Origin of the sequence: Rhodococcus sp. IEGM1339 (assembly GCF_050321925.1) — a bacterium.
Taxonomy (GTDB): Bacteria; Actinomycetota; Actinomycetes; order Mycobacteriales; family Mycobacteriaceae; genus Rhodococcus; species Rhodococcus pyridinivorans.
On sequence record NZ_JBNQFT010000023.1, the window covers coordinates 43,112 to 68,206 of the forward strand.

General features: G+C 68.0%; 28 protein-coding genes and 1 pseudogene. 14 read left to right on the forward strand and 15 right to left on the reverse strand.

All coding sequences use genetic code 11. The features are described 5' to 3' along the window. Positions 1-4: 4 nt before the first annotated feature. The 4 genes from dmpG to ACQR3U_RS18765 form a co-directional block, all read right to left on the reverse strand. A complete protein-coding gene (dmpG, locus tag ACQR3U_RS18750; RefSeq protein ID WP_064060042.1) occupies positions 5-1,060 on the reverse strand; it encodes a 4-hydroxy-2-oxovalerate aldolase in 1,056 nt (351 codons plus the stop codon). Continuing rightward, a complete protein-coding gene (locus ACQR3U_RS18755) occupies positions 1,057-1,989 on the reverse strand; it encodes an acetaldehyde dehydrogenase (acetylating) (protein ID WP_230811127.1) in 933 nt (310 codons plus the stop codon). The genes dmpG and ACQR3U_RS18755 overlap by 4 nt, the downstream gene beginning before the upstream one ends. Further along, the gene (locus ACQR3U_RS18760) at positions 1,986-2,831 is read right to left on the reverse strand and encodes a 2-keto-4-pentenoate hydratase (protein WP_230811126.1); all 846 of its coding nucleotides are present in this window, start codon (positions 2,829-2,831) and stop codon (positions 1,986-1,988) included. The genes ACQR3U_RS18755 and ACQR3U_RS18760 overlap by 4 nt, the downstream gene beginning before the upstream one ends. 91 nt (positions 2,832-2,922) lie before the next feature. Next, on the reverse strand, positions 2,923-3,678 hold the full coding sequence (locus ACQR3U_RS18765; protein ID WP_033097576.1) for an IclR family transcriptional regulator: 756 nt from the start codon (positions 3,676-3,678) through the stop codon (positions 2,923-2,925). A 138-nt stretch (positions 3,679-3,816) separates the two neighbouring features. On the opposite strand from ACQR3U_RS18765, the gene ACQR3U_RS18770 reads away from it, so the two are divergent. Next, positions 3,817-4,353, forward strand: a complete 537-nt coding sequence (locus tag ACQR3U_RS18770) for a DUF1992 domain-containing protein (protein ID WP_024102428.1) — start codon at positions 3,817-3,819, stop codon at positions 4,351-4,353. Here ACQR3U_RS18770 and ACQR3U_RS18775 read toward each other — a convergent pair. Together ACQR3U_RS18775 and ACQR3U_RS18780 are read right to left on the reverse strand one after the other, a co-directional pair. Next, positions 4,340-4,993: a CoA transferase subunit B gene (locus ACQR3U_RS18775; protein WP_037217389.1), complete on the reverse strand. Its 654-nt coding sequence runs from the start codon at positions 4,991-4,993 to the stop codon at positions 4,340-4,342. The two genes, ACQR3U_RS18770 and ACQR3U_RS18775, sit on opposite strands and share 14 nt — an antisense overlap. A 3-nt stretch (positions 4,994-4,996) precedes the next feature. After that, positions 4,997-5,758 (reverse strand): CoA transferase subunit A, encoded by a 762-nt coding sequence (locus tag ACQR3U_RS18780; protein WP_071935901.1) that lies wholly within the window; start codon positions 5,756-5,758, stop codon positions 4,997-4,999. Between the two features lie 202 nt (positions 5,759-5,960). Between ACQR3U_RS18780 and ACQR3U_RS18785 the strand changes: the two genes are divergently transcribed. Further along, on the forward strand, positions 5,961-6,734 hold the full coding sequence (locus tag ACQR3U_RS18785) for an IclR family transcriptional regulator (RefSeq protein WP_094979712.1): 774 nt from the start codon (positions 5,961-5,963) through the stop codon (positions 6,732-6,734). A gap of 7 nt (positions 6,735-6,741) precedes the next feature. Here ACQR3U_RS18785 and ACQR3U_RS18790 read toward each other — a convergent pair whose 3' ends face one another. From ACQR3U_RS18790 to ACQR3U_RS18810, 5 genes are read right to left on the reverse strand one after another with little or no spacing between them, the layout of a single operon-like run. Further along, positions 6,742-7,563 carry an HpcH/HpaI aldolase/citrate lyase family protein gene (locus ACQR3U_RS18790; protein WP_064060045.1) on the reverse strand — a complete coding sequence of 274 codons (822 nt, stop codon included), beginning with the start codon at positions 7,561-7,563 and terminating at the stop codon, positions 6,742-6,744. Further along, positions 7,560-8,054 carry a MaoC family dehydratase gene (locus tag ACQR3U_RS18795; protein ID WP_019290589.1) on the reverse strand — a complete coding sequence of 165 codons (495 nt, stop codon included), beginning with the start codon at positions 8,052-8,054 and terminating at the stop codon, positions 7,560-7,562. Before ACQR3U_RS18795 ends, ACQR3U_RS18790 begins: the two co-directional genes overlap by 4 nt. Further along, on the reverse strand, positions 8,051-9,214 hold the full coding sequence (locus ACQR3U_RS18800) for an acyl-CoA dehydrogenase family protein (RefSeq protein ID WP_024102433.1): 1,164 nt from the start codon (positions 9,212-9,214) through the stop codon (positions 8,051-8,053). Before ACQR3U_RS18800 ends, ACQR3U_RS18795 begins: the two co-directional genes overlap by 4 nt. After that, positions 9,214-11,217 carry an acetyl-CoA carboxylase biotin carboxylase subunit gene (locus tag ACQR3U_RS18805; protein ID WP_230811125.1) on the reverse strand — a complete coding sequence of 668 codons (2,004 nt, stop codon included), beginning with the start codon at positions 11,215-11,217 and terminating at the stop codon, positions 9,214-9,216. Before ACQR3U_RS18805 ends, ACQR3U_RS18800 begins: the two co-directional genes overlap by 1 nt. A gap of 8 nt (positions 11,218-11,225) precedes the next feature. Next, positions 11,226-12,845, reverse strand: a complete 1,620-nt coding sequence (locus ACQR3U_RS18810; protein WP_019290586.1) for a carboxyl transferase domain-containing protein — start codon at positions 12,843-12,845, stop codon at positions 11,226-11,228. 89 nt (positions 12,846-12,934) lie between these two features. On the opposite strand from ACQR3U_RS18810, the gene ACQR3U_RS18815 reads away from it, so the two are divergent. Together ACQR3U_RS18815 and ACQR3U_RS18820 are read left to right on the forward strand one after the other, a co-directional pair. Beyond that, the gene (locus ACQR3U_RS18815; protein ID WP_019290585.1) at positions 12,935-13,594 is read left to right on the forward strand and encodes an SACE_7040 family transcriptional regulator; all 660 of its coding nucleotides are present in this window, start codon (positions 12,935-12,937) and stop codon (positions 13,592-13,594) included. Next, complete coding sequence (locus ACQR3U_RS18820; protein ID WP_019290584.1) at positions 13,591-14,361, forward strand: thioesterase family protein; 771 nt, start codon at positions 13,591-13,593, stop codon at positions 14,359-14,361. Before ACQR3U_RS18815 ends, ACQR3U_RS18820 begins: the two co-directional genes overlap by 4 nt. Positions 14,362-14,464: 103 nt before the next feature. Here ACQR3U_RS18820 and ACQR3U_RS18825 read toward each other — a convergent pair whose 3' ends face one another. Beyond that, on the reverse strand, positions 14,465-15,337 hold the full coding sequence (locus ACQR3U_RS18825; RefSeq protein WP_050993536.1) for an LLM class F420-dependent oxidoreductase: 873 nt from the start codon (positions 15,335-15,337) through the stop codon (positions 14,465-14,467). A gap of 264 nt (positions 15,338-15,601) precedes the next feature. On the opposite strand from ACQR3U_RS18825, the gene ACQR3U_RS18830 reads away from it, so the two are divergent. After that, on the forward strand, positions 15,602-17,242 hold the full coding sequence (locus ACQR3U_RS18830; RefSeq protein WP_019290582.1) for a sensor histidine kinase: 1,641 nt from the start codon (positions 15,602-15,604) through the stop codon (positions 17,240-17,242). Beyond that, the gene (locus tag ACQR3U_RS18835; RefSeq protein WP_230811124.1) at positions 17,239-17,703 is read left to right on the forward strand and encodes a response regulator; all 465 of its coding nucleotides are present in this window, start codon (positions 17,239-17,241) and stop codon (positions 17,701-17,703) included. The genes ACQR3U_RS18830 and ACQR3U_RS18835 overlap by 4 nt, the downstream gene beginning before the upstream one ends. Positions 17,704-17,737: 34 nt before the next feature. On the opposite strand, the gene ACQR3U_RS18840 is transcribed toward ACQR3U_RS18835, so the two are convergent. Further along, on the reverse strand, positions 17,738-17,983 hold the full coding sequence (locus ACQR3U_RS18840) for a DUF6480 family protein (RefSeq protein ID WP_230811123.1): 246 nt from the start codon (positions 17,981-17,983) through the stop codon (positions 17,738-17,740). Positions 17,984-18,210: 227 nt separating this feature from the next. Between ACQR3U_RS18840 and ACQR3U_RS18845 the strand changes: the two genes are divergently transcribed. Next, a complete protein-coding gene (locus ACQR3U_RS18845) occupies positions 18,211-19,392 on the forward strand; it encodes a zinc-dependent alcohol dehydrogenase (protein ID WP_019290580.1) in 1,182 nt (393 codons plus the stop codon). Between the two features lie 56 nt (positions 19,393-19,448). Here ACQR3U_RS18845 and ACQR3U_RS18850 read toward each other — a convergent pair whose 3' ends face one another. After that, positions 19,449-19,874: an Hsp20/alpha crystallin family protein gene (locus tag ACQR3U_RS18850; protein WP_019290579.1), complete on the reverse strand. Its 426-nt coding sequence runs from the start codon at positions 19,872-19,874 to the stop codon at positions 19,449-19,451. Between the two features lie 157 nt (positions 19,875-20,031). Between ACQR3U_RS18850 and ACQR3U_RS18855 the strand changes: the two are divergent. The 6 genes and pseudogenes from ACQR3U_RS18855 (at position 20,032) to ACQR3U_RS18880 (ending at position 24,126) form a co-directional block, all read left to right on the forward strand. After that, a pseudogene (locus ACQR3U_RS18855) lies at positions 20,032-20,360 on the forward strand (MerR family transcriptional regulator). Between the two features lie 125 nt (positions 20,361-20,485). Further along, entirely contained in the window at positions 20,486-20,650 is a 165-nt protein-coding gene (locus ACQR3U_RS18860) for a hypothetical protein (protein ID WP_153811622.1), read from the forward strand. 72 nt (positions 20,651-20,722) lie between these two features. Next, positions 20,723-20,932: a hypothetical protein gene (locus ACQR3U_RS18865; RefSeq protein WP_039584483.1), complete on the forward strand. Its 210-nt coding sequence runs from the start codon at positions 20,723-20,725 to the stop codon at positions 20,930-20,932. 56 nt (positions 20,933-20,988) lie between these two features. Then, a complete protein-coding gene (locus tag ACQR3U_RS18870; protein WP_006550765.1) occupies positions 20,989-21,882 on the forward strand; it encodes an AAA family ATPase in 894 nt (297 codons plus the stop codon). Beyond that, entirely contained in the window at positions 21,879-22,991 is a 1,113-nt protein-coding gene (locus ACQR3U_RS18875; RefSeq protein WP_006550766.1) for a vWA domain-containing protein, read from the forward strand. The genes ACQR3U_RS18870 and ACQR3U_RS18875 overlap by 4 nt, the downstream gene beginning before the upstream one ends. Then, positions 22,984-24,126, forward strand: coding sequence for an XdhC family protein (locus tag ACQR3U_RS18880; RefSeq protein WP_006550767.1), 1,143 nt, complete (start codon positions 22,984-22,986; stop codon positions 24,124-24,126). Before ACQR3U_RS18875 ends, ACQR3U_RS18880 begins: the two co-directional genes overlap by 8 nt. Positions 24,127-24,243: 117 nt before the next feature. On the opposite strand, the gene ACQR3U_RS18885 is transcribed toward ACQR3U_RS18880, so the two are convergent. Further along, positions 24,244-24,612, reverse strand: coding sequence for an SDR family oxidoreductase (locus tag ACQR3U_RS18885; protein WP_372477699.1), 369 nt, complete (start codon positions 24,610-24,612; stop codon positions 24,244-24,246). Here ACQR3U_RS18885 and ACQR3U_RS18890 point away from each other — a divergent pair. After that, entirely contained in the window at positions 24,605-25,093 is a 489-nt protein-coding gene (locus tag ACQR3U_RS18890) for a (2Fe-2S)-binding protein (protein WP_230811122.1), read from the forward strand. The two genes, ACQR3U_RS18885 and ACQR3U_RS18890, sit on opposite strands and share 8 nt — an antisense overlap. Positions 25,094-25,095 lie beyond the last annotated feature (2 nt).

Genomic DNA, 25,095 nt, shown 5'->3' on the forward strand with positions numbered 1-25,095 from the left:
CTGGTCAGTTCCCCGCGCGGTTGCGCAGGTCGAGTGCGACGTCGGTGATCATGTCCTCCTGCCCACCGACGAGGCCGCGACGGCCGATCTCGACGAGGATGTCGCGGGTGTCGAGACCGTAGATGCTCGCGGCGGTCTCGGCGTGACGCAGGAAGCTCGAGTACACGCCGGCGTAGCCGAGGGTGAGGGTCTCGCGGTCGACCTGCACCGGACGGTCCTGCAGCGGGCGCACGAGATCGTCGGCGGCGTCCTGCAGCCCGAACAGATCGCACGAGTGCTTCCAGCCGAGCAGGTCGGCGACGGCGACGAAGGGCTCGATCGGGCAGTTGCCGGCACCGGCACCGTGTCCGGCCAGCGACGCGTCGACGCGGATGACGCCTTCCTCGACGGCACACACGGAGTTGGCGACCGACAGCGACAGGTTCTGGTGCGCGTGGATGCCGATCTGCGTGGTCTCGTTCAGGACCTCACGGTAGGCACGCACACGCTCGCGAACACCGTCCATCGTGAGGCGTCCGCCGGAGTCGGTGACGTAGACACAGTCGGCGCCGTAGGACTCCATGAGCTTCGCCTGGCGGGCGAGCTCCTCGGACGGGGCCATGTGCGACATCATCAGGAAGCCGGACACGTCCATGCCCAGTTCCTTCGCCGCGGCGATGTGCTGCGCGGAGACGTCGGCCTCGGTGCAGTGCGTCGCGATGCGCACCGACCGCACGCCGATCTCGTAGGCACGCTTCAGCTCGTGGACGGTTCCGATACCGGGCAGGAGCAGCGTGGTGAGCGTGGCCGAATTGATCACTCCGGCAGCGGCTTCGAGCCACTCCCAGTCGGTGTTGCTGCCGGGACCGTAGGTCAGCGAGTGACCGGCGAGACCGTCGCCGTGGGAGACCTCGATGGCATCCACACCAGCACGGTCGAGCGCACCGGCGATCTTCGCGACGTCCTGTGGCGTGATGCGGTGGCGGATGGCGTGCATGCCGTCGCGCAGGGTCACGTCCTGGATGTACAGAGCCGTTCCGTCGCTTGCGAATTCGCGAGTCGTCGTCGTTGCCGCGGTCATGCCGTCACCTGATCCTTCGTGCGTGCCGCCACGGCGCGTGCGACCTGCAGCGCCGCGGAGGTCATGATGTCGAGATTGCCCGCGTACTCGGGCAGGTAGTGCGCTGCACCCTTGACCTCGAGGAACACCGCGACCTTCCACAGAGGGCCGGTGTGGTCGGTGAGCGTCTCCACGGGCTCGGTGACCTCGGTGAACTGCACCTCCTGCTTGAGGGTGTAACCGGGCACGTATTCCTGGACCTTCGCGACCATCGCCTCGACGGACGCGACGATCTCGTCCTTGCGGTCCTCACCGACGAGAGCAAGCACGGTGTCGCGCATGATCATCGGCGGCTCGGCCGGATTGAGGATGATGATCGCCTTGCCACGCGTGGCGCCACCGATCTTCTCGATGGCCTGCGAGGTGGTCTCGGTGAACTCGTCGATGTTGGCGCGGGTACCGGGGCCGGCCGACTTCGAGGAGATCGAGGCGACGATCTCGGCCCAGTGCACCTTGGTGACCTGCGAGATGGCCGCGACGATCGGGATGGTGGCCTGACCACCGCAGGTGACCATGTTGACGTTCGGGGCGTCGAGGTGCTCGGTGAGGTTCACCGGCGGCACCGTGTACGGGCCGATCGCGGCCGGCGTCAGGTCGATGAGCATCTTCCCGTGCGGGCGCAGGACCTTCTCGTTGTACTCGTGGGCCTTCGCCGAGGTTGCGTCGAAGACGATCTCGATCTCGTCGAAGCGCGGGTGCTCGACGAGTCCTTCGACACCGGTCGAGATGGCGTCGATGCCGAGGCGCTTCGCCCGTGCGAGGCCGTCGGATTCGGGGTCGATGCCGACGAGGGCGACGGTTTCGAGTTCGGCGTCGGCCAGTCGCTTGATCTTGATGAGCAGGTCGGTGCCGATGTTGCCCGACCCGATGACGGCAACCTTGGTGGTCATGAGTTCTCCTGTGCGGTGGAGCTTTCGGAAGAGAAACGCGCGGTGACGGTGCCGAGCGAGGAGATCTCGGCGCGGACCGTGACGCCGGGCGGCGCCGGAACCATCGGGCCGAGTGCCCCCGACAGCACGACCTGCCCTGCGCGCAGGGGCTGCCCGAACTCGCGTGCCGTGCGCGCGAGCCACAGCAGGGCGTTCAGCGGATCGCCGAGGCAGGCTGCGCCGTTGCCCTCGGAGACGAGCTCGTCGTCGACGTACATCCGCATGATGGCGTCGATCGGCTCGAACTCGTCGAGGGTGAGCGTCTGCGAACCGAGCACGTACAGGCCGCTGGATGCGTTGTCCGCGACCGTATCCGTGATCTTGATGTCCCAGCCGGCGACGCGGCTGTCGACGATCTCGAGAGCGGCAACCGCGTGGCCGACGGCGGCGCGGACGGTCGCGAGATCGAGATCGTCCGAGTCGAGGTCGGCGGAGAGGACGAAGGCGATCTCGGCCTCGGCCTTCGGCTGCAGCAGGCGCTCACTGGGCACCTCGTCGAGAGCGGTGACGTCCATGTCCTCGAAGAGGACACCGAAGTCGGGGCGGTCGACACCGAGCTGCTGCTGCACCGCCGGGGAGGTCAGGCCGATCTTGCGTCCGACGATGCGGGCACCTTCGGCGAGCCGGCGGTCGGTGAGCTGCTGCTGCACCGCGTACGCCAGGTCGATGTCGGTCTCCCCGAGCAGGTCGCGGACCGGACCGCACGGTGTGGAGCTGCGTGTGGCCTCGATGAGACGGTCGGCCGCCGCACCGGCGATGCGGGTGCGATCCGCCGCTGATGTGGTGTTGGAGCTGGTAGTCATCACGTCCTCGTCGTTCGATGGATTACGACCATCGTGGCGGCGAGGTCCGCCCCCGTACAGGGGGTCGTTCCGGTGAGTGGAACGTGCGCGCTCAGAGGTTGCGAATGGCCTCGCGGCGGGCGTGGGTGGCGGCGATACCCGCGGCGGCGGCCTTCACCGCTCCCTCGTGCTTCTCCGGACGGAACCGGGTGACGGGACCGGTGACGCTCACCGCCGCGATGGGACGCTCGTCCGCGTCGAGGATCGGGGCGGCGACACAGGCCAGGCCGACCGCGGACTCCTCGAACTCGAAGGCCACCCCGCGCTCGAGCACGGTCGCGAGATTCGCCCCGAGCCGCCCGGGGGTCGTGATGGTGCGGGGAGTCTTGCGCGCCAATCCGGCCTCGACCACCTCGGCCAGCAGCTCCGGTGGGGAGAACGCGAGAAGAGCCTTGCCGATCCCGGTGCAGTACATGGGCATTCGCCCACCGATCCGGGACGGCGTGGACGCGGGGCGATGTCCGCCGATCTTCGAGACATAGACGACCTCGACACCCTCGGGGACGCCGAGGTGCACGGTCTCGTGGGTGCGCTCGTAGAGGTCCTCCATGAACGGGATGGCGACCTCGACCAGGCCCCGCTCGAGGGAGGCGCGCAGGCCCAGTTCGAAGAGCTGCCCGCTCAGGCGGTAACCGGCCGGGTCCTTGTCGAGCAACCGGACGGCGACGAGGTCGCCGACGACGCGGTGCAGCGTCCCCTTCGGCAGACCGGTGCGTCGACCCAGTTCGGCGAGGGTGAGGACGTGGTCGTCGGCGGTGAACGCCCACAGCACGGTGACGACCTTGCCGAGCACCGTGTTGGTGTCCACCCCGTCGCCCGGCGGGCGGGCATGCACCGGCGACTCGCGCTGTCCTTCCACGTGGCTCAGGTTAGGACACCAGCACCGTGTGGCGGTCGGGACCCACAGCCGCCCGGACCCGGTGCCCGCCCCTGGCATCCTGGATGTGTGACCGAGCGCAAGCGGTGGGATCTGACGTTCGAGACGTGGATCGAACGGCAGATCCGCGTGGCGCAGGACCGGGGCGATTTCGACGATCTGCCCGGTTACGGCAAACCCATCCCCGACCACGGCGACGACGAGCTGTGGTGGGTGAAGAGTTATCTGGCGCGCGAAGGTCTTTCAACGGAGGCTCTGCTGCCGCCCGAATTGCAGTTGCGGCGCGAGATCGAGCGGCTGCCCGGCACGGTCGGGTCGGCTCCCAGCGAGAAGGTGGTGCGCGAGATCGTCTCCGATCTCAACCGGCGGATCGCCGACTGCCTGCGGTTCCCGAGCGGACTGCCCGTGCCGATCCACAAGGTCGACGCCGAGGAGATGGTGGAGGTGTGGACCGTCGAGCGGGCGCGTCGTCGTGAGGAGGCCCGCACGGCTCTGAACTCGACGCGACCCCGGCTCGAAACGGAGTCCGAGGCCGGGGCCGTGCGCAGGGGGTGGATCTTCCGGTGGTTCCGCAGGCGGAACCGGCCGGTCGTCAGGGAAGGGTGAGCGGTGCTCCGGTCGCGGCGCGCACCTGATCCTCGGTGACGCCGGGGGCACACTCGGTCAGGACGAGGCCGTCGGCGGTCACGTCGATCACCGCGAGGTTGGTGATGATGCGCTGGACCACGCCCTCACCGGTGAGCGGCAGCGAGCACTCCGAGACGATCTTCGGGTTGCCCTGCTTGTCCGTGTGCTCCATGAGCACGATGACCGTGCGGGCGCCGTGGACGAGGTCCATCGCCCCGCCCATGCCCTTGACCATCTTTCCGGGCACCATCCAGTTGGCCAGATCGCCGGTGGCCGAGACCTCCATGCCGCCGAGCACGGCGGTGTCGATGTGGCCGCCGCGGATCATGCCGAAGCTCAGCGCCGAGTCGAAGAAGGCAGCGCCGGGGTTGACCGTCACGGTCTCCTTGCCGGCGTTGATCAGGTCGGGATCGACCGAGTCCTCGGTGGGGTACGGCCCGGTGCCGAGGATGCCGTTCTCACTGTGCAAGGTGACGTGCACACCCTCGGGCAGGTAGTTGGGGATCAGGGTCGGCAGGCCGATACCGAGGTTGACGTACTCCCCCGGCGCGAGTTCCTGCGCGGCGCGCGCGGCCATCTGTGTGCGCGTCCAACCTAGTGTCTCGACAGCTGTGGTCATGTTCTACGCTCCCTTCGCGGCGCTGACGGTGCGCTTTTCGATCTGCTTGTCCTGGACACCGGTGTGCACGACCCGGTTCACGAAGATTCCCGGCAGGTGCACCTCGCCCGGATCGATCTCGCCCGGCTCGACGAGTTCCTCGACCTGGGCGATGCACACGCGGCCGGCCATCGCGGCGAGCGGGTTGAAGTTCATCGCGGCCTTGTTGAACACCAGGTTGCCCTCGGTGTCGCCCTTGAGGGCGTGCACGAGCGAGAAGTCGGCGGTGATGGACTCCTCGAGCACGTACCGCTTGCCGCGGAACTCGCGGATCTCCTTCGCCGGCGACGCCACGGCGACCGAACCGTCGGCGTGGTACTTCCACGGCAGTCCGCCCTGCGAGATGGGCGTGCCGACGCCGGCGGGGGTGAAGAAGGCGGGGATGCCTGCGCCACCGGCGCGGAGCTTCTCGGCGAGGGTGCCCTGCGGGGTCAGCTCGACCTCGAGCTCACCCGAGAGGTACTGCCGGGCGAATTCCTTGTTCTCCCCGACATACGACGCGGTGACCCGGCGGATGCGCTTGCTGCCCAGCAGGATTCCGAGACCGTGGCCGTCGACACCGCAGTTGTTGGAGAACACCTCGAGGTCGGTGGCCCCGGCGTCGGCGATGGCCCGGATCAGGATGTCGGGGATACCGCACAGTCCGAATCCGCCCACCGCGAGCGTCGCACCGTCACGGATGTCGGCGACGGCCTCCGCCGCCGTCTCGAACACTTTCGTTGCCAACTCTCACCTCTCGGGTTTCCGGGGGAGCCGCCGGGCTCCGCTGGACGAATCACGTCCACTGGATGAACGCAGTCGCATGCTTGGTTTCTACTAAAGAGTCTGCAGGTGGCGAACACAAGTACCTGCCGGAATCTCTCTGAAAGTGATCGTTCATCGAACAGAGACGCTATATGCGTTCACTGAGTGGCCGTATAATCGAGGCATGTCGTCCGATGCACGGGGTCAACTGGTCGCGCGGATCGCCGCCCTGCTGCGCACCGTCTCGTCGCACGAACCGGAAGGGGTGACGACCTCGGAGGTCGCCCGCACCACCGATCTCGCCCGGCCCACGGTGCACCGGCTGCTCAGCTCGCTCGCCGACGAGGGGCTCGTCGACCGGGATCCGGCGTCGGGACGCTGGGCCCTCGGACCCGAGCTCTACCTGCTGGGATCGCTCGCCTCCGTGCGCTACGACATCACCGATCTCGCGGGCGACGTGCTGCGCGATCTGGCGCGCGCGACCGGCGAGAGCGCCTTCCTCTCCGCGCGGCGGGGCGACGAGACGGTCTGTCTGGCGATGGAGGAGGGCAGCTTCCCGCTGCGTTCGCACGTGCTCCACATCGGGATCCGGTTCCCGCTCGGGGTGGCGTCGGCGGGGCTGGCGATCCTCGCGCACATGCCCGATCAGGAGATCGAGGCGTATCTGTCGCGGGTGGATCTCACGCAGGATTGGGGACCGGACCACGCGCGACCCGCACTGGAGAAACGGATCGAGACGACACGGCTGACCGGCTACGCCGTCAATCCGGCGCTGATCGTCGAGGGCAGTTGGGGAATGGGCGCCGCGGTGTTCGATCACCGCGGCGCCCCGACCTGGGCGTTGAGTCTGACCGGCGTGGAGAGCCGGTTCCGGCCCGATCGTGTGCCCGAACTCGGTGAGGCGCTGCTCGACAGCGCCCACCGTCTCACTCAGTTGTTGCGTCACCGTCCCCGGTGACACGCGGTCATGCCGAGGCGGCGGCCGACGCGCGCTGCAGCACGCGTTCGGCGTGGCGCAGCACCGGGGCGTCGACCATCTTCCCTTCGAAATCGAAGACGCCGCGTTCCGATTCGGCGGCCTCGAGAACGCGCCGCGCCCACGCCTCCTCCTCGGGGGTGGGCGCGTACGCCCGGCGGACGACGTCGACCTGGCTCGGATGGATCGACACCTTGATGTCGAATCCGACCGCCACGGCGTCGAGCGCCTCCTCGTACAGGCCGTCGGTGTCCTTGATGTTCAGGTACACCGAGTCGAGCGCCCAGCGGGCGTGCCCCTTCGCGGCGAGCAGGGTCACCGACCGGGCGTGTTGCGCGACCGCGCGGTACGTCCCGTCGGCGTGACGGCTCGCGTTGCCACCGAGTCCGGCGACGAGATCCTCGGCACCCCACATCATTCCGAGGGTGTTCTCGGCGACGGCGATGTCCTCCACCGCGAGCACCCCGAGGGGCGACTCGATGAGCGCGACCACCTCGAGCGGTGCGAGCGAGCGCACCTCGTCGCCGCTCTCGCACTTGGGCAGCATGACCCGCGTGTACGACGTGCGGCGCAGTGCCTCGAGATCGGCCTCGTGGTCGGCCGTGCCCACCGGGTTGACCCGCACCACGGTGCGTTCGGGGTCGAGCGGAGTGGCGATCAGCGCCTCACGGGCCGCCGGCTTGTCGGCCGGCGCGACGGCATCCTCGAGGTCGATGATCACCACGTCGGAACGTTCGGCGGCCTTGGCGTAGCGCTCCGGACGATCGGCGGGACAGAAAAGCCATGCGGGGCCGGGGAGTTCCCAGGTCATGTCGTGGGCCTCTTCTGGACCAGGGTCTTGCGCACGGCGACGGCGACGACATCGCCGTGCTGGTTGCGACCGGTGTGTTCGAGGGTGACGATGCCCTCCCCCGGCCGGCTCTTCGACTCGCGCTTGTCGACGATCTTCGTCTCGGCGTAGAGCGTGTCGCCGTGGAACAACGGCTTGGGGAAGGAGATCTCGGAGAACCCGAGATTCGCGACGATCGTGCCCTGCGTGAGCTGGGCGACCGACAGTCCCACGAGCGTCGAGAGCGTGAACATCGAATTGACCAGACGCTCACCGAAACTCGTCTCGGCAGCGTATGCGGCGTCGAGGTGTAGCGCCTGCGTGTTCATCGTCTGCGTCGTGAACAGCGTGTTGTCGGCCTCGGTGATCGTCCGGCCGGGGCGGTGCTCGTAGATCGCGCCGAGTTCGAACTCCTCGAACCACAGGCCACGCTGGACGATCCGCTTCTCCACGGTGGTGTCGGTCTCGCTCACAGTCCCAGCTCCCGTCCGATGAGCATGAGCTGCACCTCGGTGGTGCCCTCACCGATCTCGAGGATCTTGCTGTCGCGGTAGTGGCGCGCCACGGCGTACTCGTTCATGAAGCCGTAGCCACCGTGGATCTGCGTCGCGTCGCGCGCGTTGTCCATCGCGGCCTCGGACGCGACGAGCTTGGCGACCGCGGCCTGCTTCTTGAACGGCTTACCGGCGAGCATCGCGGCGGCGGCGTCGTAGTAAGCGGTGCGGGCGGCGTGCGCACGTGCCTCCATGCGGGCGATCTTGAAGGCGATGGCCTGGTTGTTGCCGATCGGGCTGCCGAACGCCTCGCGCTCCTTGGCGTACTTCACCGATTCGTCGACGCAGCCCTGCGCGGCGCCGGTCGACAGCGCGGCGATGGCGATGCGGCCCTCGTCGAGGATGCGCAGGAAGTTGGCGTAGCCGCGGCCCCGCTCGCCGAGGAGGTTCTCCTCGGGCACCCGCACGTCGGCGAAGGTGAGCGGATGCGTGTCGGAGGCGTTCCAGCCGACCTTGTTGTAGGCGGGTTCGGCGGTGAAGCCCGGCGTGGAGGTCGGCACGAGGATCGTGGAGATCTCCTTCTTGCCGTTCTCCCGCACATCGGTGACGGCGGTGACGGTCACGAGCGAGGTGATGTCGGTGCCGGAGTTGGTGATGAACTGCTTGTTGCCGTTGATGATCCACTCGCCGTTCTCGAGCTTGGCGGTGGTCTTGGTGCCTCCGGCGTCGCTGCCCGCACCCGGTTCGGTGAGCCCGAAGGCCGCGAGGTTGCGGCCGCTCGCGAGCTGCGGCAGCCACTCCTGCTTCTGCTTCTCGTTGCCGAAGCGGTAGATCGGCATCGCGCCGAGCGAGACACCGGCCTCGAGGGTGATGGCGACGGACTGGTCGACCTTGCCGAGTTCCTCGAGCGCGAGGCACAGCGCGAAGTAGTCGCCGCCCATGCCGCCGTACTCCTCGGGGAACGGCAGGCCGAACAGGCCCATCTCGGCCATGCCCTGCACGACCTCGTAGGGGAACGAGTGCTCGGCGTCGTGCTTGGCGGCGACCGGCGCGACCACCGTGCGGGCGAAGTCGGCGACCGTCTTGCGAAGCTGCTCGTACTCGTCGGGAAGTTGGCCCGTGGCCAGGTATTCCGTCATCACTTTGTCTCTTCCGTGTCGGCGTGCGGGGTGATTCGCACGAGAAGTTGATCGACCTTGACCTGCTCACCGGCTGCCGCGAACAGTTCGACGGTGCCGTCGATGGGGGCGGTGAGCGAATGTTCCATCTTCATGGCCTCGACGACGACGAGCGTCTGCCCGGCCGTGACGGTGTCGCCGGGGGCGACGGACACCGCGATGACGGCGCCGGGCATCGGGCTCGTGATGTCGGCGTCGCCGGCGTGGGCGTCGTCGCCGCGCACCGACGCCTCGCGCACCTCGCGGACGGCGACGCTGCCGTGACCGTCGGAAAGCCAGACCGCACCGTCGGATTCGCCGACGCGGTAGCTGTGACGCCGGCCGTCGAGCACGACCGCCAGAGCGGAGCCGTGCAGCACGGCGCTGAACCGGTAGGTCTCGCCGTCCTCGACCTCGGCGACACCGGCCGCCGGAGTTCCGGTCAGGCGCACATGTGCGGTGCGGTCGCCGGAGGTGAGCCGCGACGTGACGGGCCGGTGGGCACCGACGCGCCATCCGTCGGGCACCGCCCACGGATCGGTGGTGTCGCCCGCCCAGCGGTCGAGCCACCGCAGGATCGCCGCGGCGACGAGCGTGGAATCGGCGGTCGTGGGGGCGGTGTAGTCGCCGACCCGGCGGTCGAGGAGTCCGGTGTCGAGCGCACCGGCCACGACGTCGTCGTCGGCGAGCAGGAACCGCACGAAGTCGACGTTGGTGACGACGCCGAGCACGGCGGTCTGTGCGAGCGCCCGATCGAGGCGACGCAGCGCACCGGTGCGGTCGTCGGCGTGGGCGATGACCTTGGCGAGCATCGGGTCGTAGTCGCTGCCGACCACGGTGCCGGCGCGGATGCCGGAGTCGACGCGCACGCCGGGGCCGGAAGGTTCCACGACATCGGCGATCTCGCCGCCGGTCGGGAGGAAGCCGCGGGCCGGATCCTCGGCGTAGACGCGGGCCTCGATCGCGTGGCCGGTGAGGGTGATGTCGTCCTGGGTGAAGCCGAGCGGCTCACCCGCGGCGATGCGCACCTGCCACTCGACGAGGTCGAGGCCGGTGACCATCTCGGTGACCGGATGCTCGACCTGCAGCCGGGTGTTCATCTCCATGAAGAAGAACTCGTCGGGCTTGTCGGCGGAGACGATGAACTCGACGGTGCCGGCGCCGGTGTAGTCGACGCTGCGCGCGGTGTTGCACGCGGCCTCACCGATGCGGGCGCGGGTGGCCTCGTCGAGCAGCGGCGAGGGCGCTTCCTCGATGACCTTCTGGTGCCGTCGCTGCAGGCTGCACTCGCGCTCCCCGAGGTGCACGACGTTGCCGTGCGCGTCGGCGAGGACCTGGACCTCGATGTGCCGGGGGCGCTGCACGAACCGCTCGAGGAAGAGGGTGTCGTCGCCGAACGCCGACGCCGCTTCGCGACGGCCGGATTCGAGCGCGGCGGGCAGATCCTTCGGGTCCTCGACGAGGCGCATGCCCTTGCCGCCACCGCCGGCGGACGGCTTGACGAGCACGGGATAGCCGACTTCCTCGGCGCCCGCGATCAGTTCGTCGTCGCTCAGTCCGGGCCGGGAGATGCCGGGCACGACGGGAACGCCGAACTCCGACACCGCGGCCTTGGCGGTGATCTTGTCGCCCATGGTCTCGATGGCGTGGGCGGACGGGCCGAGGAAGGCGATACCGGCAGTGGCGCACGCGGCGGCGAAAGCCGAGTTCTCCGAAAGGAATCCGTAGCCGGGATGGATGCCCTGTGCACCGGTGGCGAGCGCCGCGTCGATGACCTTGTCGATCACCAGGTAGCTCTCGCGCGCCGCGGCGGGTCCGAGCAGCACCGCGGTGTCGGCCTCCTGCACGTGCCGGGCGTCGCGGTCGGCCTCGCTGAACACGGCGACCGAGCGGATGCCCATCGCCTTCAGGGTGCGGATGACGCGCACCGCGATCTCACCGCGGTTGGCGACCAACACCGTGTCGATCCGAGTCGTATCAGTCATGGGTGCACTCACATCCGGAAGACGCCGTAGGAGACCGGCTCGAGCGGGGCGTTGGCGCACACCGACAGTGCCAGTCCGAGAACTTTTCTGGTGTCTGCGGGATCGATGATGCCGTCGTCCCACAGGCGCGCGGTCGAGTAGTAGGGATTGCCCTGTTCCTCGTACTGGGCGCGGATCGGAGCCTTGAACTCCTCCTCCTGCTCGGCCGTCCAGGGATTGCCCGAGGCGTCGAGCTGGTCGGAGCGCACCGTGGCCAGCACCGAGGCGGCCTGCTCGCCGCCCATGACGGAGATGCGGGCGTTGGGCCACATCCACAGGAAGCGAGGCGAATACGCGCGACCGCACATCGAGTAGTTGCCGGCGCCGTACGAGCCGCCGATGACGACGGTCAGCTTCGGCACCCGCGCGCACGCGACCGCGGTGACCATCTTCGCGCCGTGCTTGGCGATGCCGCCGGCCTCGTAGTCGCGGCCGACCATGAAGCCGGAGATGTTCTGCAGGAACACCAGCGGGATCGAGCGCTTGTCGCACAGTTCGATGAAATGCGCTCCCTTGACGGCGGATTCGCCGAAGAGAACGCCGTTGTTCGCGATGATGCCGACCGGGTGGCCGTGGATGCGTGCGAAGCCGGTGACGAGAGTCTTGCCGTATTCGGCCTTGAACTCGTGGAAGCTGCTGGATCCATGGCCGTCACCGCCGGCGCCGTCGACCACACGGTCGATGACCTCGTGCACGTCGTAGGGGATGCGCGAGTCGGTGGGCACCACGTCGTACAGCTCGGTGGGGTCGGCCTCGGGTTCGACGGTGGGTTCGACGTCCCACGGACGCGGGTTGCGCGGACCGAAGGTGGAGACGATGTCTCGCACGATGCGCAGCGCGTCGCGGTCGTCCTCGGCCAGGTGGTCGGTGACGCCGGAGACCTTCGAGTGCAGGTCGCCGCCGCCGAGCTCTTCGGCGGTGACGACCTCGCCGGTCGCGGCCTTCACCAGCGGCGGGCCACCGAGGAAGATGGTGCCCTGGTTGCGGACGATGACGGCCTCGTCGCTCATCGCGGGGACGTAGGCGCCGCCGGCGGTGCACGAGCCCATGACCGCGGCGATCTGCGGAATCCCCTTGGCGCTCATGGTGGCCTGGTTGTAGAAGATGCGGCCGAAGTGCTCGCGGTCGGGGAAGACCTCGTCCTGCCGCGGCAGGAAGGCGCCACCGGAGTCGACGAGGTACAGGCACGGCAGGTTGTTCTGCAGCGCGACTTCCTGCGCCCGCAGGTGCTTCTTGACCGTGATCGGATAGTAGGTGCCCCCCTTGACGGTGGCGTCGTTCGCGACGATCACGCACTCGCGGCCGGCGACGCGGCCGATGCCGGCGATCATGCCGGCGCCGGGGCACTCGTCGTCGTACATGCCGTCGGCGGCGAGGGGCGACAGTTCGAGGAACGGGCTGCCCGTGTCGAGCAGTTCGTCCACGCGGTCGCGGGGAAGCAGCTTGCCGCGGGCGACATGCCGCTCCCGGGCTTTCTCGCTGCCACCCAGGGCTGCGGCAGCGAGCTTGTCTCGGAGCTCTCCGACCAGCTGTTCGTGCTGGTCGCGGCTGGTTGTCGAGGCCGTCTCAGCGGTTGTCACGGACACCATCCTCGGTAGATCGACTAATCGCCATTAACTGAAATCTAGGTTAGTTATGATTAACCGAGTTGTCCAGACCACACCGAGCGGAGATTTTCATGACCGAGTCCGCGATCGACGTCTCGACCGCATCGGGACGCCCGACGCGGCGTAGCCTCGCCAAGGCGGAACGCCGACGGGACCTCCTGCGTGCCGCGGCGCACCTGATCGCCGAACGCGGATTCCCCGGGGTCCGCCTCGAGGATCTCGGTGCGGCCGTGGGGATCAGCGGTCCCGCCGTGTACCGACACTTCCCCAACAAGGACGCCCTGCTCGTCGAGATCCTCGTCGAGATCAGCCGCCGCCTCCTCGCAGGTGGCACGCAGGTCGCCGAGACGACGCCCGACCCGCGCGACGCCCTCGAGGGCCTGGTCGACTTCCATCTCGACTTCGCGCTGGGCGAGCCCGATCTCATCCGCGTGCAGGACCGCGAGTTCACGTCCCTCCCCGACGAGGGGCAGCGGGAGGTGAGGGTGACCCAGCGTCGCTACGTCGAGATCTGGGTCGAAGCCCTGCGCCGCATCGACCCCGCACTGCCCGAATCCGATGCGCGCACGATGGCGCACGCGACCTTCGGACTCATCAACTCGACACCGCACAGCGCCGACCCGCGTTCCCCCGAAGGCACCCGCGCGGTGCTGCGACGCATGGCACTGGCAGCTCTCGCCGCGACCCCCTCGGCTCTCGCGGCGGAGCCGTCACGAACGGAGACCGCATGAGCTACTTCGAACGACTCGGCCCGACCTCCTTCCGCGCCACCGAACATGTCGGTGGGGCGTGGAACGAGGCGGAGCAGCACATCGCTCCCGCTCTCGGGCTGATCGCCCACGTCGTCGAATGCGACCGCGACGCGCGGCGCGACGACGACCTCACGATCGGACGCCTGTCGTACGACATCCTCGGCACCGTGCCCGTCGGTCCCGTCGTCACGACGGTCGAGGTCCTGCGGCCCGGACGCACCATCGAACTCGTGGAAGCGACCCTCGCCTACGACGGGCGCGCGATCGTGCGTGCCCGCGCGTGGCTGATGCAGACCCGCCCCACCGCGGAGATCGCCGGCACCACGCTGCAGCCGATTCCGACGCCCGAGGACTGCGAACCCTGGGACCCGACGACGCTGTGGCCGGGAGGATTCATCGACTCGGTGGAGGTGCGCCGCGTCTCGACCGCACCCGGACGGGCCTCGTTCTGGGTGCGCACCGGTCTCCCGCTCGTGGAGGGCGAGAAGGTCAGCGATCTCGCCGCCACGGCCGGCCTGTTCGACATCGCCAACGGCATGGCGGTGCGTGCCGATCCGAGAACGGTCGCCTTCCCCAACGTCGACCTGACCGCGCACCTGTTCGCCGAACCCCGCGGTGAATGGGTCGGCTTCGATACGTCGGTCTCGTTCGGCACCGACGGCATCGGCCTGACGAGCACGGTGCTGCACGATGCGACCGGCCCGATCGGCACGATGTCCCAGATCCTCACGGTGCGGCCGATCTGAGCGGCCACACCGATCCGGTGACCTCGGGGTTCGGTGACCTCGGGGTTCGGTGACCTCGGGGTTCGGTGACCTCGGGGTTCGGTGACCTCGGGGTTCGGTGGCCTCAGCTCAGCAGCGCGGACGCGATCTGCCTGTATTCCTCGCTCGGGAAGGTGAACGGATCCGCGGTGAGCACCTGGATGGCGACCTCGTCGGCACCGGCGGCGTAGTGCTTCTCGATGCCGGCGACGACGCTGTCGAGATCACCCCACGGGATGAGCGCGTCCATCAGGCCGTCGCTGCCACCGTCGGCGAGGTCCTCGTCGGTGTACCCGAGGCGACGCAGGTTGTTCGAGTAGTTCGGCAGCGCGAGATAGCCGCGCATGTACTCGCGGGCGATGCCGCGCGCAACGGTCTCGTCGGTTTCGAGGACGACGGCCACCTCGGGGGCGAGCAACGGCTCCGAGCCGAGGGTCTCGCGCGCGATCGCCGTGTGTTCGGACGGCACGAAGTACGGGTGGGCTCCTGCCGCGCGCTCGGCGGACAGCTTCAGCATGCGCGGGCCGAGCGCCGCGAGAACCCTGCGATCGGTGGGCACCGGCGTCGATGCCGCATCGAGGCCGTCGAGGTACTCGACCATCCGGCTGTAGGGCTTGGTGTAGCTGGTGTTCTCCCGCGCGTCGACGACGGGAGCGTGACTCGTTCCGACGCCCAGCAGGAAACGACCGGGATACCGCGACTCCAGATCGGCGACCGCAGCCGCCGTGGTCTCCGGGTCGGCGTGCCAGATGCTGATGATGCCGCTCGCCAGCTCGAGCGTCGTCGTCGCCGCGAGCAGTTCACCGTAGACGGAGGGGAAGCCGTCCTTGAATCCGCCGGACGTCCACAACCGGGAGTACCCGAGCTCCTCCAGTTCGCGGGCTGCATCGAGCGCCTGCTCGCGAACCTTCCGACTGAGCCAGAACGCGCCACCCCACACACTCACTCGTCGTGTCATGCGACCGACCCTAGTCGCGTTCCGGCACTCGGTGCAGCCGGTTCGGCCCGTGGCCGGATCGGAACGGCTCCACCGGTCGGCTACAGTTCGCATTCGGGTTCAACAGACAGCCCGTCCATACGTGTGTTCGCAGACCGACAGGTTCGGGACCGCACCGCCGTCGGGATTCGTCGCCCGTAGGCGCGAATCGGGCACGGGCCGGGAAGCTGGGGTGGATGTGATCGGTATCGTGCGTTCCGCCGAGGTCGGAGCGACGGTGCGGCGATGAGGGATCCTTCGGTTCCCGAACCGCGCATCGAGCGGTTCTCGTCGCGGCTGGTCGTGCAGAGCTGGTTCCAGGTCGCGTTCGCGGTCCTCGCGGTCTTCGCCGTCCTCGGCTCGATCGTGGGCGGAATCTTCATCCAGCGCACCGTGCAGATCACCGACGAGGTGACCGGGCGGATCCAGCCCGCGATGACGGAGTCCTACCGGCTGCAGATCTCATTGCTCGATCAGCAGACCGCGGTCCGCGGGTATGCGCTCACGACCGACCCGATCTTCCTCGGGCCGTATCGCGCCGGCCGAGCCGATCAGCAGGTCGCCCTCGATCGCCTCCGTGAACTCCTCGCCGACCATCCCGAGCTCCTCGCCGACATCGACTCCATCGACGCCACCGCCCGGCAGTGGCAGACGCAATATGCAGAGCCGATCATCGCCACAGTCGTGCCCGGGCAGCCGCGCCCCGTCGATGCGAACCTGGCAGAGGAGGACCGGCTGACCTTCGGTGAGATCCGGTCGATGTTCGTCCAGGAGAACAGCGCGCTCTCCCGTGTGCTCGAAGAGAACCTCGACGATCTCGTGCAGTCCCGGACGATCCGCAACTCGGTCCTGATCGCCATGGTGATCACGTTCATCCTCACCGGCCTCGCGATGGTGGCCCTCGTCCACAATCTCGTCGCCGTGCCGCTCAGCAAACTCCGCAACGCCAGTCGCCGGGTCGCGCTGGAGGAGAACTTCTACCAGCACATATACCCCCAGGGACCGAAGGACATCCGGGCACTCGCCCTCGACGTCGAGACGATGCGCGGTCGTATCGCGGACGCGTTGGCGGACTCCCGGAAGCAGCAGACCCTGCTCGCGAAACAGACCGAGGATCTCGATGCCCAGGCCGAGGAACTCCGCCGCTCGAACACCGAACTCGAACAGTTCGCCTACGTCGCATCGCACGACCTGCAGGAACCGCTGCGGAAGGTCGCGTCCTTCTGCCAGCTGCTCGAGAAGCGGTACGGCGACGTCCTCGACGATCGCGGACGACAGTACGTCGAATACGCCGTGGACGGCGCGAAACGGATGCAGGTGCTGATCAGCGATCTGCTCGCCTTCTCCCGGGTCGGACGCGTCCACGACGCCTACGTCCGGGTCGACCTCGGCCGACCGCTCGAGAAGGCGTTGTTCAACCTCTCCGCCTCCATCGAGGAGTCACAGGCGCAGATCGAACGCCCCGACGACCTCCCCGAGCTCACCGGCGACCCCACTCTGCTGACGATGCTGTGGCAGAACCTGGTCGGCAACGCCATCAAGTTCCGCCATCCCGATCGCACCCCGGTGATCAGGATCGAGTGCGAAAAGGCCGAGGACGAGTCGGACGGTCCGCGGTGGCACTTCTGCGTCACCGACAACGGCATCGGGATCGACAGCGAGTACGCCGAGAAGGTGTTCGTCATCTTCCAGCGGCTGCATCCTCGCGACGATTACCAGGGCACCGGTATCGGACTGGCGCTGAGCAAGAAAATCGTCGAGTATCACGCGGGAAGAATCTGGATCGACACCGAGTACGGCGATACTCATACCGAGGGCACTCGAATCTGCTTCACCCTCGGAACCGCATCACGCCCCGTCGAGCAGAAGCAGGGGACAACGTCATGAGGAGCACGATCGTGACCTATCCCGCTGCCCGACCGGTGGACGTCCTGTTGGTCGAGGACGATCCCGGCGACGAGCTGATGACCCGTGAAGCATTCGAGGACAACAAGATCGGCAACGCCCTACACGTCGTCCGCGACGGGGCGGAAGCACTCGACTTCCTGTACCGCCGGGGCGACCACGGGGGTGCGCCGCGCCCGGATCTGATCCTGCTCGACCTGAACCTGCCGAAGTACGATGGCCGGCAGGTGCTGACGAAGATCAAGTCCGATCCGGAACTGTCCGACATCCCGATCGTGGTGCTCACGACCTCGTCGGCCGAGGAGGACATTCTCCGCAGCTACAAGCTGCACGCCAATGCGTACGTCACCAAGCCGGTCGATCTCGACCAGTTCATCGGTGCCGTGAAGCAGATCGACGAATTCTTCGTGCAGGTCGTGCGGCTACCGCGTCGCGGACGCTGACGAGAAGCTCCGCGGGGCGGCTCGGGCCGAACCGTCAGGACAGGATGCCGAAGATCGCGACCACGAAGATGATCACGATCATCGCGACGGCGAGCAGCGTGAGCCACCCGCTGATGGGGAATCGCTTTCTCGTGTCCGGTTCCGGAGCGGACAGCCCGGACGTCGTCCCCGAGTCCGGGGGCGTCGATCCGGGCGCCACGCCGCCACCGGGCTCGAGATCCGGGGTGCGCGAAGGTTCGGGATCCTGGCTTCCGTGGTGTTCGGGGTCCGAAGTGGTCACCTGACCTCCTTCTGTGCGGCTGCGCTCCCGCAAGAGCGGCCACAGACATGTATCGCGGTGATTCGATTCTGTGGCGACATACCTCTCCTCCGGCACGCGCAAACATGTGCGGCGCGGCAGGGACCCGCTCGCGGGCAGCGTTTGCCCGCGCCGAGCGGGGGTAGGCATCGAGGGACACGTGCCGGGCACGGCCCGACATTCCTGCACCCGAGGAACCGAGGAGCGACATGAAGGCAGTGACATGGCAAGGGCGCCGCAACGTGAGCGTCGATACGGTGCCCGATCCGACGATCCAGGAGGCCGGTGACGCCGTCATCCGCGTCACCACCACCAACATCTGCGGCTCCGACCTGCACCTGTACGAGGTGTTGGGAGCCTTCATGACTCCCGGCGACATTCTCGGTCACGAACCGATGGGCATCGTCGAGGAGGTCGGCTCCGGCGTCACGAAACTGAAGCCCGGCGACCGGGTGGTGATCCCCTTCCAGGTGTGTTGCGGCCAGTGCTTCATGTGTTCCCACGGCCTGCATTCGCAGTGCGAGACCACGCAGGTCCGTGAGGAGGGCACCGGCGCCGCACTGTTCGGCTACTCGAAGCTCTACGGCAGCGTGCCCGGCGGGCAGGCCGAATATCTGCGCGTCCCCCATGCCGACGCCACCCACATCAAGGTCCCGGAAGGGCCGGCCGACGACCGTTTCGTCTACCTTTCCGACGTGCTGCCCACCGCGTGGCAGGCCGTCGAGTACGCGGAGATCCCCGACGGCGGAAGTGTCACGGTGCTCGGCCTCGGCCCCATCGGAGAGATGGCCGCCCGCATCGCGGTGCACAAGGGTGCCCGCGTGATCGGCGTGGACATGGTCCCCGAGCGACTGGCCCGCGCGGCCTCCCGCGGCATCGAGGTCGTCGATCTGCGCGAGGTCGACAACAATCCCGGCGACATGATCCGTGACATGACGAACGGGCGCGGCACCGATTCGGTGATCGACGCCGTGGGTATGGAGGCGCACGGCTCGCCCGTCGCGAAGCTCGCCCAGAGTGCCGCCGGCTTCCTGCCGTCGGCGATCGCCGAGCCGTTCATGGAGAAGGCCGGAGTGGACCGTCTCCACGCGCTGTACACCGCGATCGACGTCGTGCGGCGTGGTGGCGCGATCTCGTTGAGCGGTGTGTACGGCGGGGCGGCGGATCCGATGCCGATGCTCACCCTGTTCGACAAGCAGATCCGTCTCCACATGGGTCAGGCCAACGTGTTGAACTGGGTCCCGGAGATCCTGCCGCTGCTGACCGACGAGGATCCGCTGGGGGTCGACGACTTCGCGACCCACCGCCTCCCGCTCGACGACGCACCGCACGCGTACGAGATCTTCCAGAAGAAGCAGGACGGCGCCATCAAGATCTGCCTGAAACCGTAGTGGACGCAGCCGAACCGGGCCCGGGAATCATCCCGGGCCCGGTTCGCCGTAGCGGTTCACTTCTCGATCGCGGCCTGGCCGTTCGTCTCCGCGTCGATCACCGAGATCTTGCGGGGCTTCGCCTTCTCTGCGACCGGAATCGTCACGCGTAGAACACCACCGCGGTACTGCGCTTCGATCCGATCGGTGTCGAGGGTGTCACCGAGGAACAGCCTACGAGTGAAGATGCCTCGCGGCCTCTCGGTCGAGACGAATTCCTTGTCCCGGTCGACTTCCGGACGTTCCGCGCGCACGGTGAGCACGTTGCGTTCGACATCGAGGTCGATCGAGTCGGCGTCGACGCCCGGGAGATCGAACTCGGCGACGAAACGGTCGCCTTCTCGCCATGCATCGAGCGGCATCACCGCGGGCCGTGCCATGGTGCCGAGCACCTGCTGCGTGAAGCGATCGATATCGCGGAAGGGGTCGGTGCGCATCAACATCGGTCTGTCACCTCCGACTGTCCGGCCGTTCGTGACGGCCACACTTTGTTGATTACCTGTGTCCGTAGACACAGATTTATTATGGACCTGTGATAAGGTTCGGTCAAGTCGCGGGTGACCGCAGCGCGACCCGAGAAGACCGACTCCGGAGGAAACGATGACGCCAGATCCGTTACGCGCCCGGCGCGGGGTCTACGGCATCTCGGTGGCCGCCGAACTGTCGGGACTCGACCCGCAGACCTTGCGCCTGTACGAACGCCGAGGCTGCTGAACCCCGCACGCACAGCGGGTGGGACGCGCCGCTACAGCGACAACGATCTCGAGATCGTCCAACGGATCGTCGAACTGGTGGGCTCCGGAATCAATATCGCCGGAATCGCCCGGATCCTCGAACTCGAGGCGAACAACGCGGCCCTCAAGGAGGACAACGACCGTCTGCGCTCCACCCTGGACAGCAGACCCCCTCCCCCGCCGCATACTTCCTAGACCTCCTCTACCTGTGCAAACAGCAGAAAGACCGGGCCGGTTCAGTAGAACCGGGCTAAGATTCAAGAACGCCTCAGAGGTGCGTAGGAGTGCGTCCGCCAATGACGCACCGATAGCAATAAGGGGTGACCTCAGTGCGCAACGCACAGCACGATTCACCGAATACCGGACAGGGACAGCAGGACATGGCATCCCGGCCCAATCACATCGCAGACGACACGATCCGCTGGCCCGATCCGAGCCCGCTGGACGGATGGTGGGCCCGCGTCATGGGCAAGTCGGTTCCCTGAGAGGAACCGGCACGATCCGACCATTCCACGACATCGATTCGCGGATACCGAGTTGTTGATATCGAGGTGGACATGACGCCGCACCGCGACCCGATCTCCGGTGGCCGGTGGGTCTTCCGTTGCGACCATTGCGATCACTGCTACCGCACTGCCGCACAGAGCAAGCTGCAGGCAGAGCTCTATGCCCAGATGAACGGCTGGGCCATCGATCCGACGTTGTGCCCCGGATGCGCAACACTGTTCACCGGCGAGTTCGCGCCGCTCGCGCACGCCGACGGTTGATCCGATAGTTGTCGCAGTCGCCGGTCGGGAGGCGGGTGAGCATCTAGGCTCGCTTCATGACCGGCGACGCAACACGTATCGATTCACCCGAGAAACTCTCGGCTGCTCTCGAGACCACGGGATATCTCGCCGACGACGGACTGGCGACCGTCGTCTTCCTTGCGATGCGTATGGGCCGGCCGCTCTTCTGCGAAGGCGAACCCGGAACCGGGAAGACTTCGCTCGCAGCGGCTCTCGCTCAGGCCCTGGATCTGCCGATGGTCCGGTTGCAGTGCCACGAGGGCATCGACGCCTCGCAGGCCCTCTACGACTGGGATTTTCCCCGGCAGTTGCTCCATCTGCGCTCGCTCGAAGCGGCGAGCGACGGTGTGCTCGATGCGGACACCGCCGAGCGTTCCCTCTACACGGAGCGCTATCTCCTCGTCCGCCCGTTGCTGCAGGCGCTCACCGACTCACCGTGCGTGCTGCTCGTCGACGAAATCGACCGCGCCGACGACGAGTTCGAGGCCTTCCTACTCCAGTTGCTCGACGAGAACGCGGTGACGATCCCCGAATTGGGCGAGATCCGCGCGGAGGTCCCACCGCTGGTGGTGCTCACCTCCAATCGGACCCGCGAGGTGCACGACGCACTCAAGCGCCGCTGTCTGTACCACTGGGTGGAGCATCCCGATCTCGAACGCGAGGTCGCGATCCTGCAGCGGCGGCTGCCCGGTCTGGGGCACCCGCTCGCCGAGCAGATCGCCCGCGCGGTGCGCTCGTTCCGCGAACAGGACCTCCTGAAGCCACCGGGGATCGCCGAATCCCTCGACTGGGCGCGCGCACTGGTCGCCCTCGACCGCGACGTCCTCGACGCAGCGACCGCTGCGGCGACACTCGGTGCCGTACTGAAGTACCGCGAGGACATCGACCGGGTCACCCGCGCCGGACTCGACCTCTCGAGGGCCGGATGACGACCGCCCCCGGACCGGTCGCCGGGTTGGCCGGCTTCTGCCGCGCCCTCGCCGCCGCCGGTCTGCCCGTCGCCCTCGACGCCACCGCCACCTATCTCGACGCCCTCGCACACGTCGACGTCGGGGATCCCGTGCAGGTCTATTGGGCAGGCCGCGCCACGCTGTGCCGCACACCGGACGACACGGCCCGCTACGACGTGGTCTTCGTCCACTGGTTCGGCGACACCGTCCCCACCGGCTCGCGTACCCACGGGCAACGCACCCGCACCGCACGGATCGCCGCGCTGTCCCGCAGCGAGGGCGCCGAGGGCGATTCCGGTGACGACGCGCCACGCCTGCAGGTCGCGGCGGACGACACCGACGTCCTCCGGCACCGCGACGTGGCCGAATTGACGACCGCCGAACGCGCTCACCTCGCCGAACTGCTCGCGCGGTTGCAGCCCCGACCCCCGACGCGTCGGGGATTGCGGTCGAAGCCCTCCCGCCGCGGGCCGGTGGACCCGCGGCACACCCTGCGCGACATGCTGGCGGGCGGAGGCGAACCCGTCCGGCCGCGGCACCGGGCACGAGCGACGAGACCGCGCCGGGTGGTGTTGCTGATCGACGTATCCGGCTCGATGAGTCCCTACGCCGACGCGCTCCTGCGGTTCGCGCACGTCGTCACGCGTGCCGCGCCGTCGTCCACCGAGGTGTTCTCCCTCGGCACGCGGCTGACCCGCCTGTCGCGTGCGCTGCGTGCCCGCGACCCGCAGATCGCGCTCGCCGGGGCCTCGCGTGCGGTACCGGACTGGGCGGGCGGGACACGTCTCGGCGACACGCTCGGCGCGTTCCTGGACCGCTGGGGGCGCAGAGGTTTCGCGCGCGGCGCGGTGGTGGTGATCTTCTCCGACGGCTGGGAGCGCGGCGACACCTCGCAGCTCGGGGAACGCATGGCGCAGCTGCATCGCCTCGCGCACCGCGTGCTGTGGGTGAACCCGCACGCCGGCGGCGCCGGATACGAACCGATCCAGTCGGGTATCTCCGCGGCCCTGCCGCACATCGATCGTCTGCTCGCGGGACACAGCCTTGCGACACTGGAAGAACTTCTCGAGGAGGTTCGGCGTGCGTGAAATTCTGGACGAGCTCGACCGGCGGTACCGGGACGGGGAGGCCGTCGCGGTAGGCACCGTGGTCTCGACTTTCCGTTCGGCGCCCCGGGGGCCGGGTGCATCGATGCTGGTCGCGCAGGACGGCACCGTCACCGGCAGCGTCTCTGGCGGGTGCGTCGAAGGCGACGTCTACGAACTCGGCCGGTCGGTCATCGACAGCGGGCAGCCGGTGCTGCAACGCTACGGGGTCTCCGACGACGACGCGTTCTCCGTCGGCCTGACCTGTGGCGGCATCATCGACGTCTTCGTCGAACGGATCGACGCCGCGTCCTTCCCCGCCTTCACCGACCTGCTCGACTCCGTCCGCGCGGGCGAACCCGTCGCGCTCGCGACCGTCACCGCCCATCCCGACCCGGCGTTACGGGGACGACGGATGGTCGTGTGGCGCGACCGCGCCGACGGACAGCTCGCCTCGTCCCGCATGTACGACGCCGTCGTCGACGACGCGCGCGGCCTGCTCGAGGTGGGACGCTCGGGCACCCTTCACTACGGCACCGACGGTGAGCGTCGCGGCGAGGGGATGTCGGTGTTCGTCAACGTCTTCCAGCCCCCGCCGCGGCTGATCGTGTTCGGGGCGATCGACTTCGCGTCGGCGATGGCCCGGCTCGGCTCGTTCCTGGGCTACACGGTGACGGTGTGCGACGCGCGCGGGGTGTTCGCCACCGAGGCCCGCTTCCCCGGCGCCCACGAGGTGATCGTCGACTGGCCGCACCGCTATCTCGCGGCCGAGGCCGAGGCCGGACGTGTGGACGCCCGCACCGTCATCACGGTACTCACCCACGACCCGAAGTTCGACGTGCCACTCCTCGAAGTCGCCCTACGGCTCGACGTGGCCTACGTCGGGGCGATGGGGTCGCGCCGCACACACGACGACCGGATGGAGCGTCTGCGGGAGACGGGACTGACCGAGGAGGAACTGGCGCGCCTGTCGTCGCCGATCGGTCTGGATCTCGGGGCCCGCACCCCGGAGGAGACCGCGGTGTCGATCGCCGCGGAGATCATCGCGCTGCGCTGGGGCGGGGGCGGCGGCCGCCTCGCGGAGACACGCGGACCGATCCACGCCCACGAGGAGCACATCGGCGCTCAGAAGTACTGAGCACCACCGTCGATCGCGAAGCTCTGGGCGGTGACGGAGACGGACTCGTCGGACGCGAGGCGACCATGTTCGCGATCTCGTCCGCCTCGGCCATGTACTTGTTCAGGAAGGGCATGGTCATGCCGCCGAGCCGGGGTTGCTCTCGGCGGTCTGGGCGATGCGGTCGCGCATCGAACCGGATCCCATCGGGGTGTTCACCGCGCCCGGGTGGATGCTGTCGACCCGGATGTCGTGCTGTCCGAGTTCGGCGGCGAAGGCCCGCGCCATCCCGACGAGGGCGCGCTTGCTGGTCGTGTAGTGTACCAGATGTTCCTTGGCGCCCTCCGCCTCGACCAGCCGGCGTGTCTCGTGACGATCCCGCTTCCGATCGACGCGAGCCCAAAGGCGATTTCGGCGATTCGGGTCCTTTCGACGCGCGATATGCAGCAGAGTGTCAGTGATCTGTATCACTGCGCTACGCGAGGCACTTGGAGGATCGATGCGCATCACTGTCACCGTAGACGGAACGCAGTACACGGACGACGTGGAACCGCGAATGCTTCTCGTCCACTACCTCAGAGATCGACTCGGGAAGGTGGGCACGGTAGTCGGCTGCGACACGAGCAACTGCGGCGCCTGCACCGTGTTGCTCGACGACCGCAGCGTCAAGTCGTGCTCGATGCTCGCGGTACAGGCCGACGGACACTCGGTCACCACCGTCGAAGGGCTCACCACGAACGGCAGCCTGCATCCGGTCCAGGAGGCGTTCCGCGAGAAGCACGCACTGCAGTGCGGCTTCTGTACGCCTGGGATGATCATGGCGACCATCGACCTGCTCTCCGAGAACTCCGATCCGAGCGACGAGGACGTACGGCACGGTCTCGAAGGAAATCTGTGCCGCTGCACCGGATACCAGAACATCGTGGCCGCTGCGCGTGACGCCGCTCAGCGACTGCGCGAGAACCCGGCCGCCACGCAGGAGGTATGACG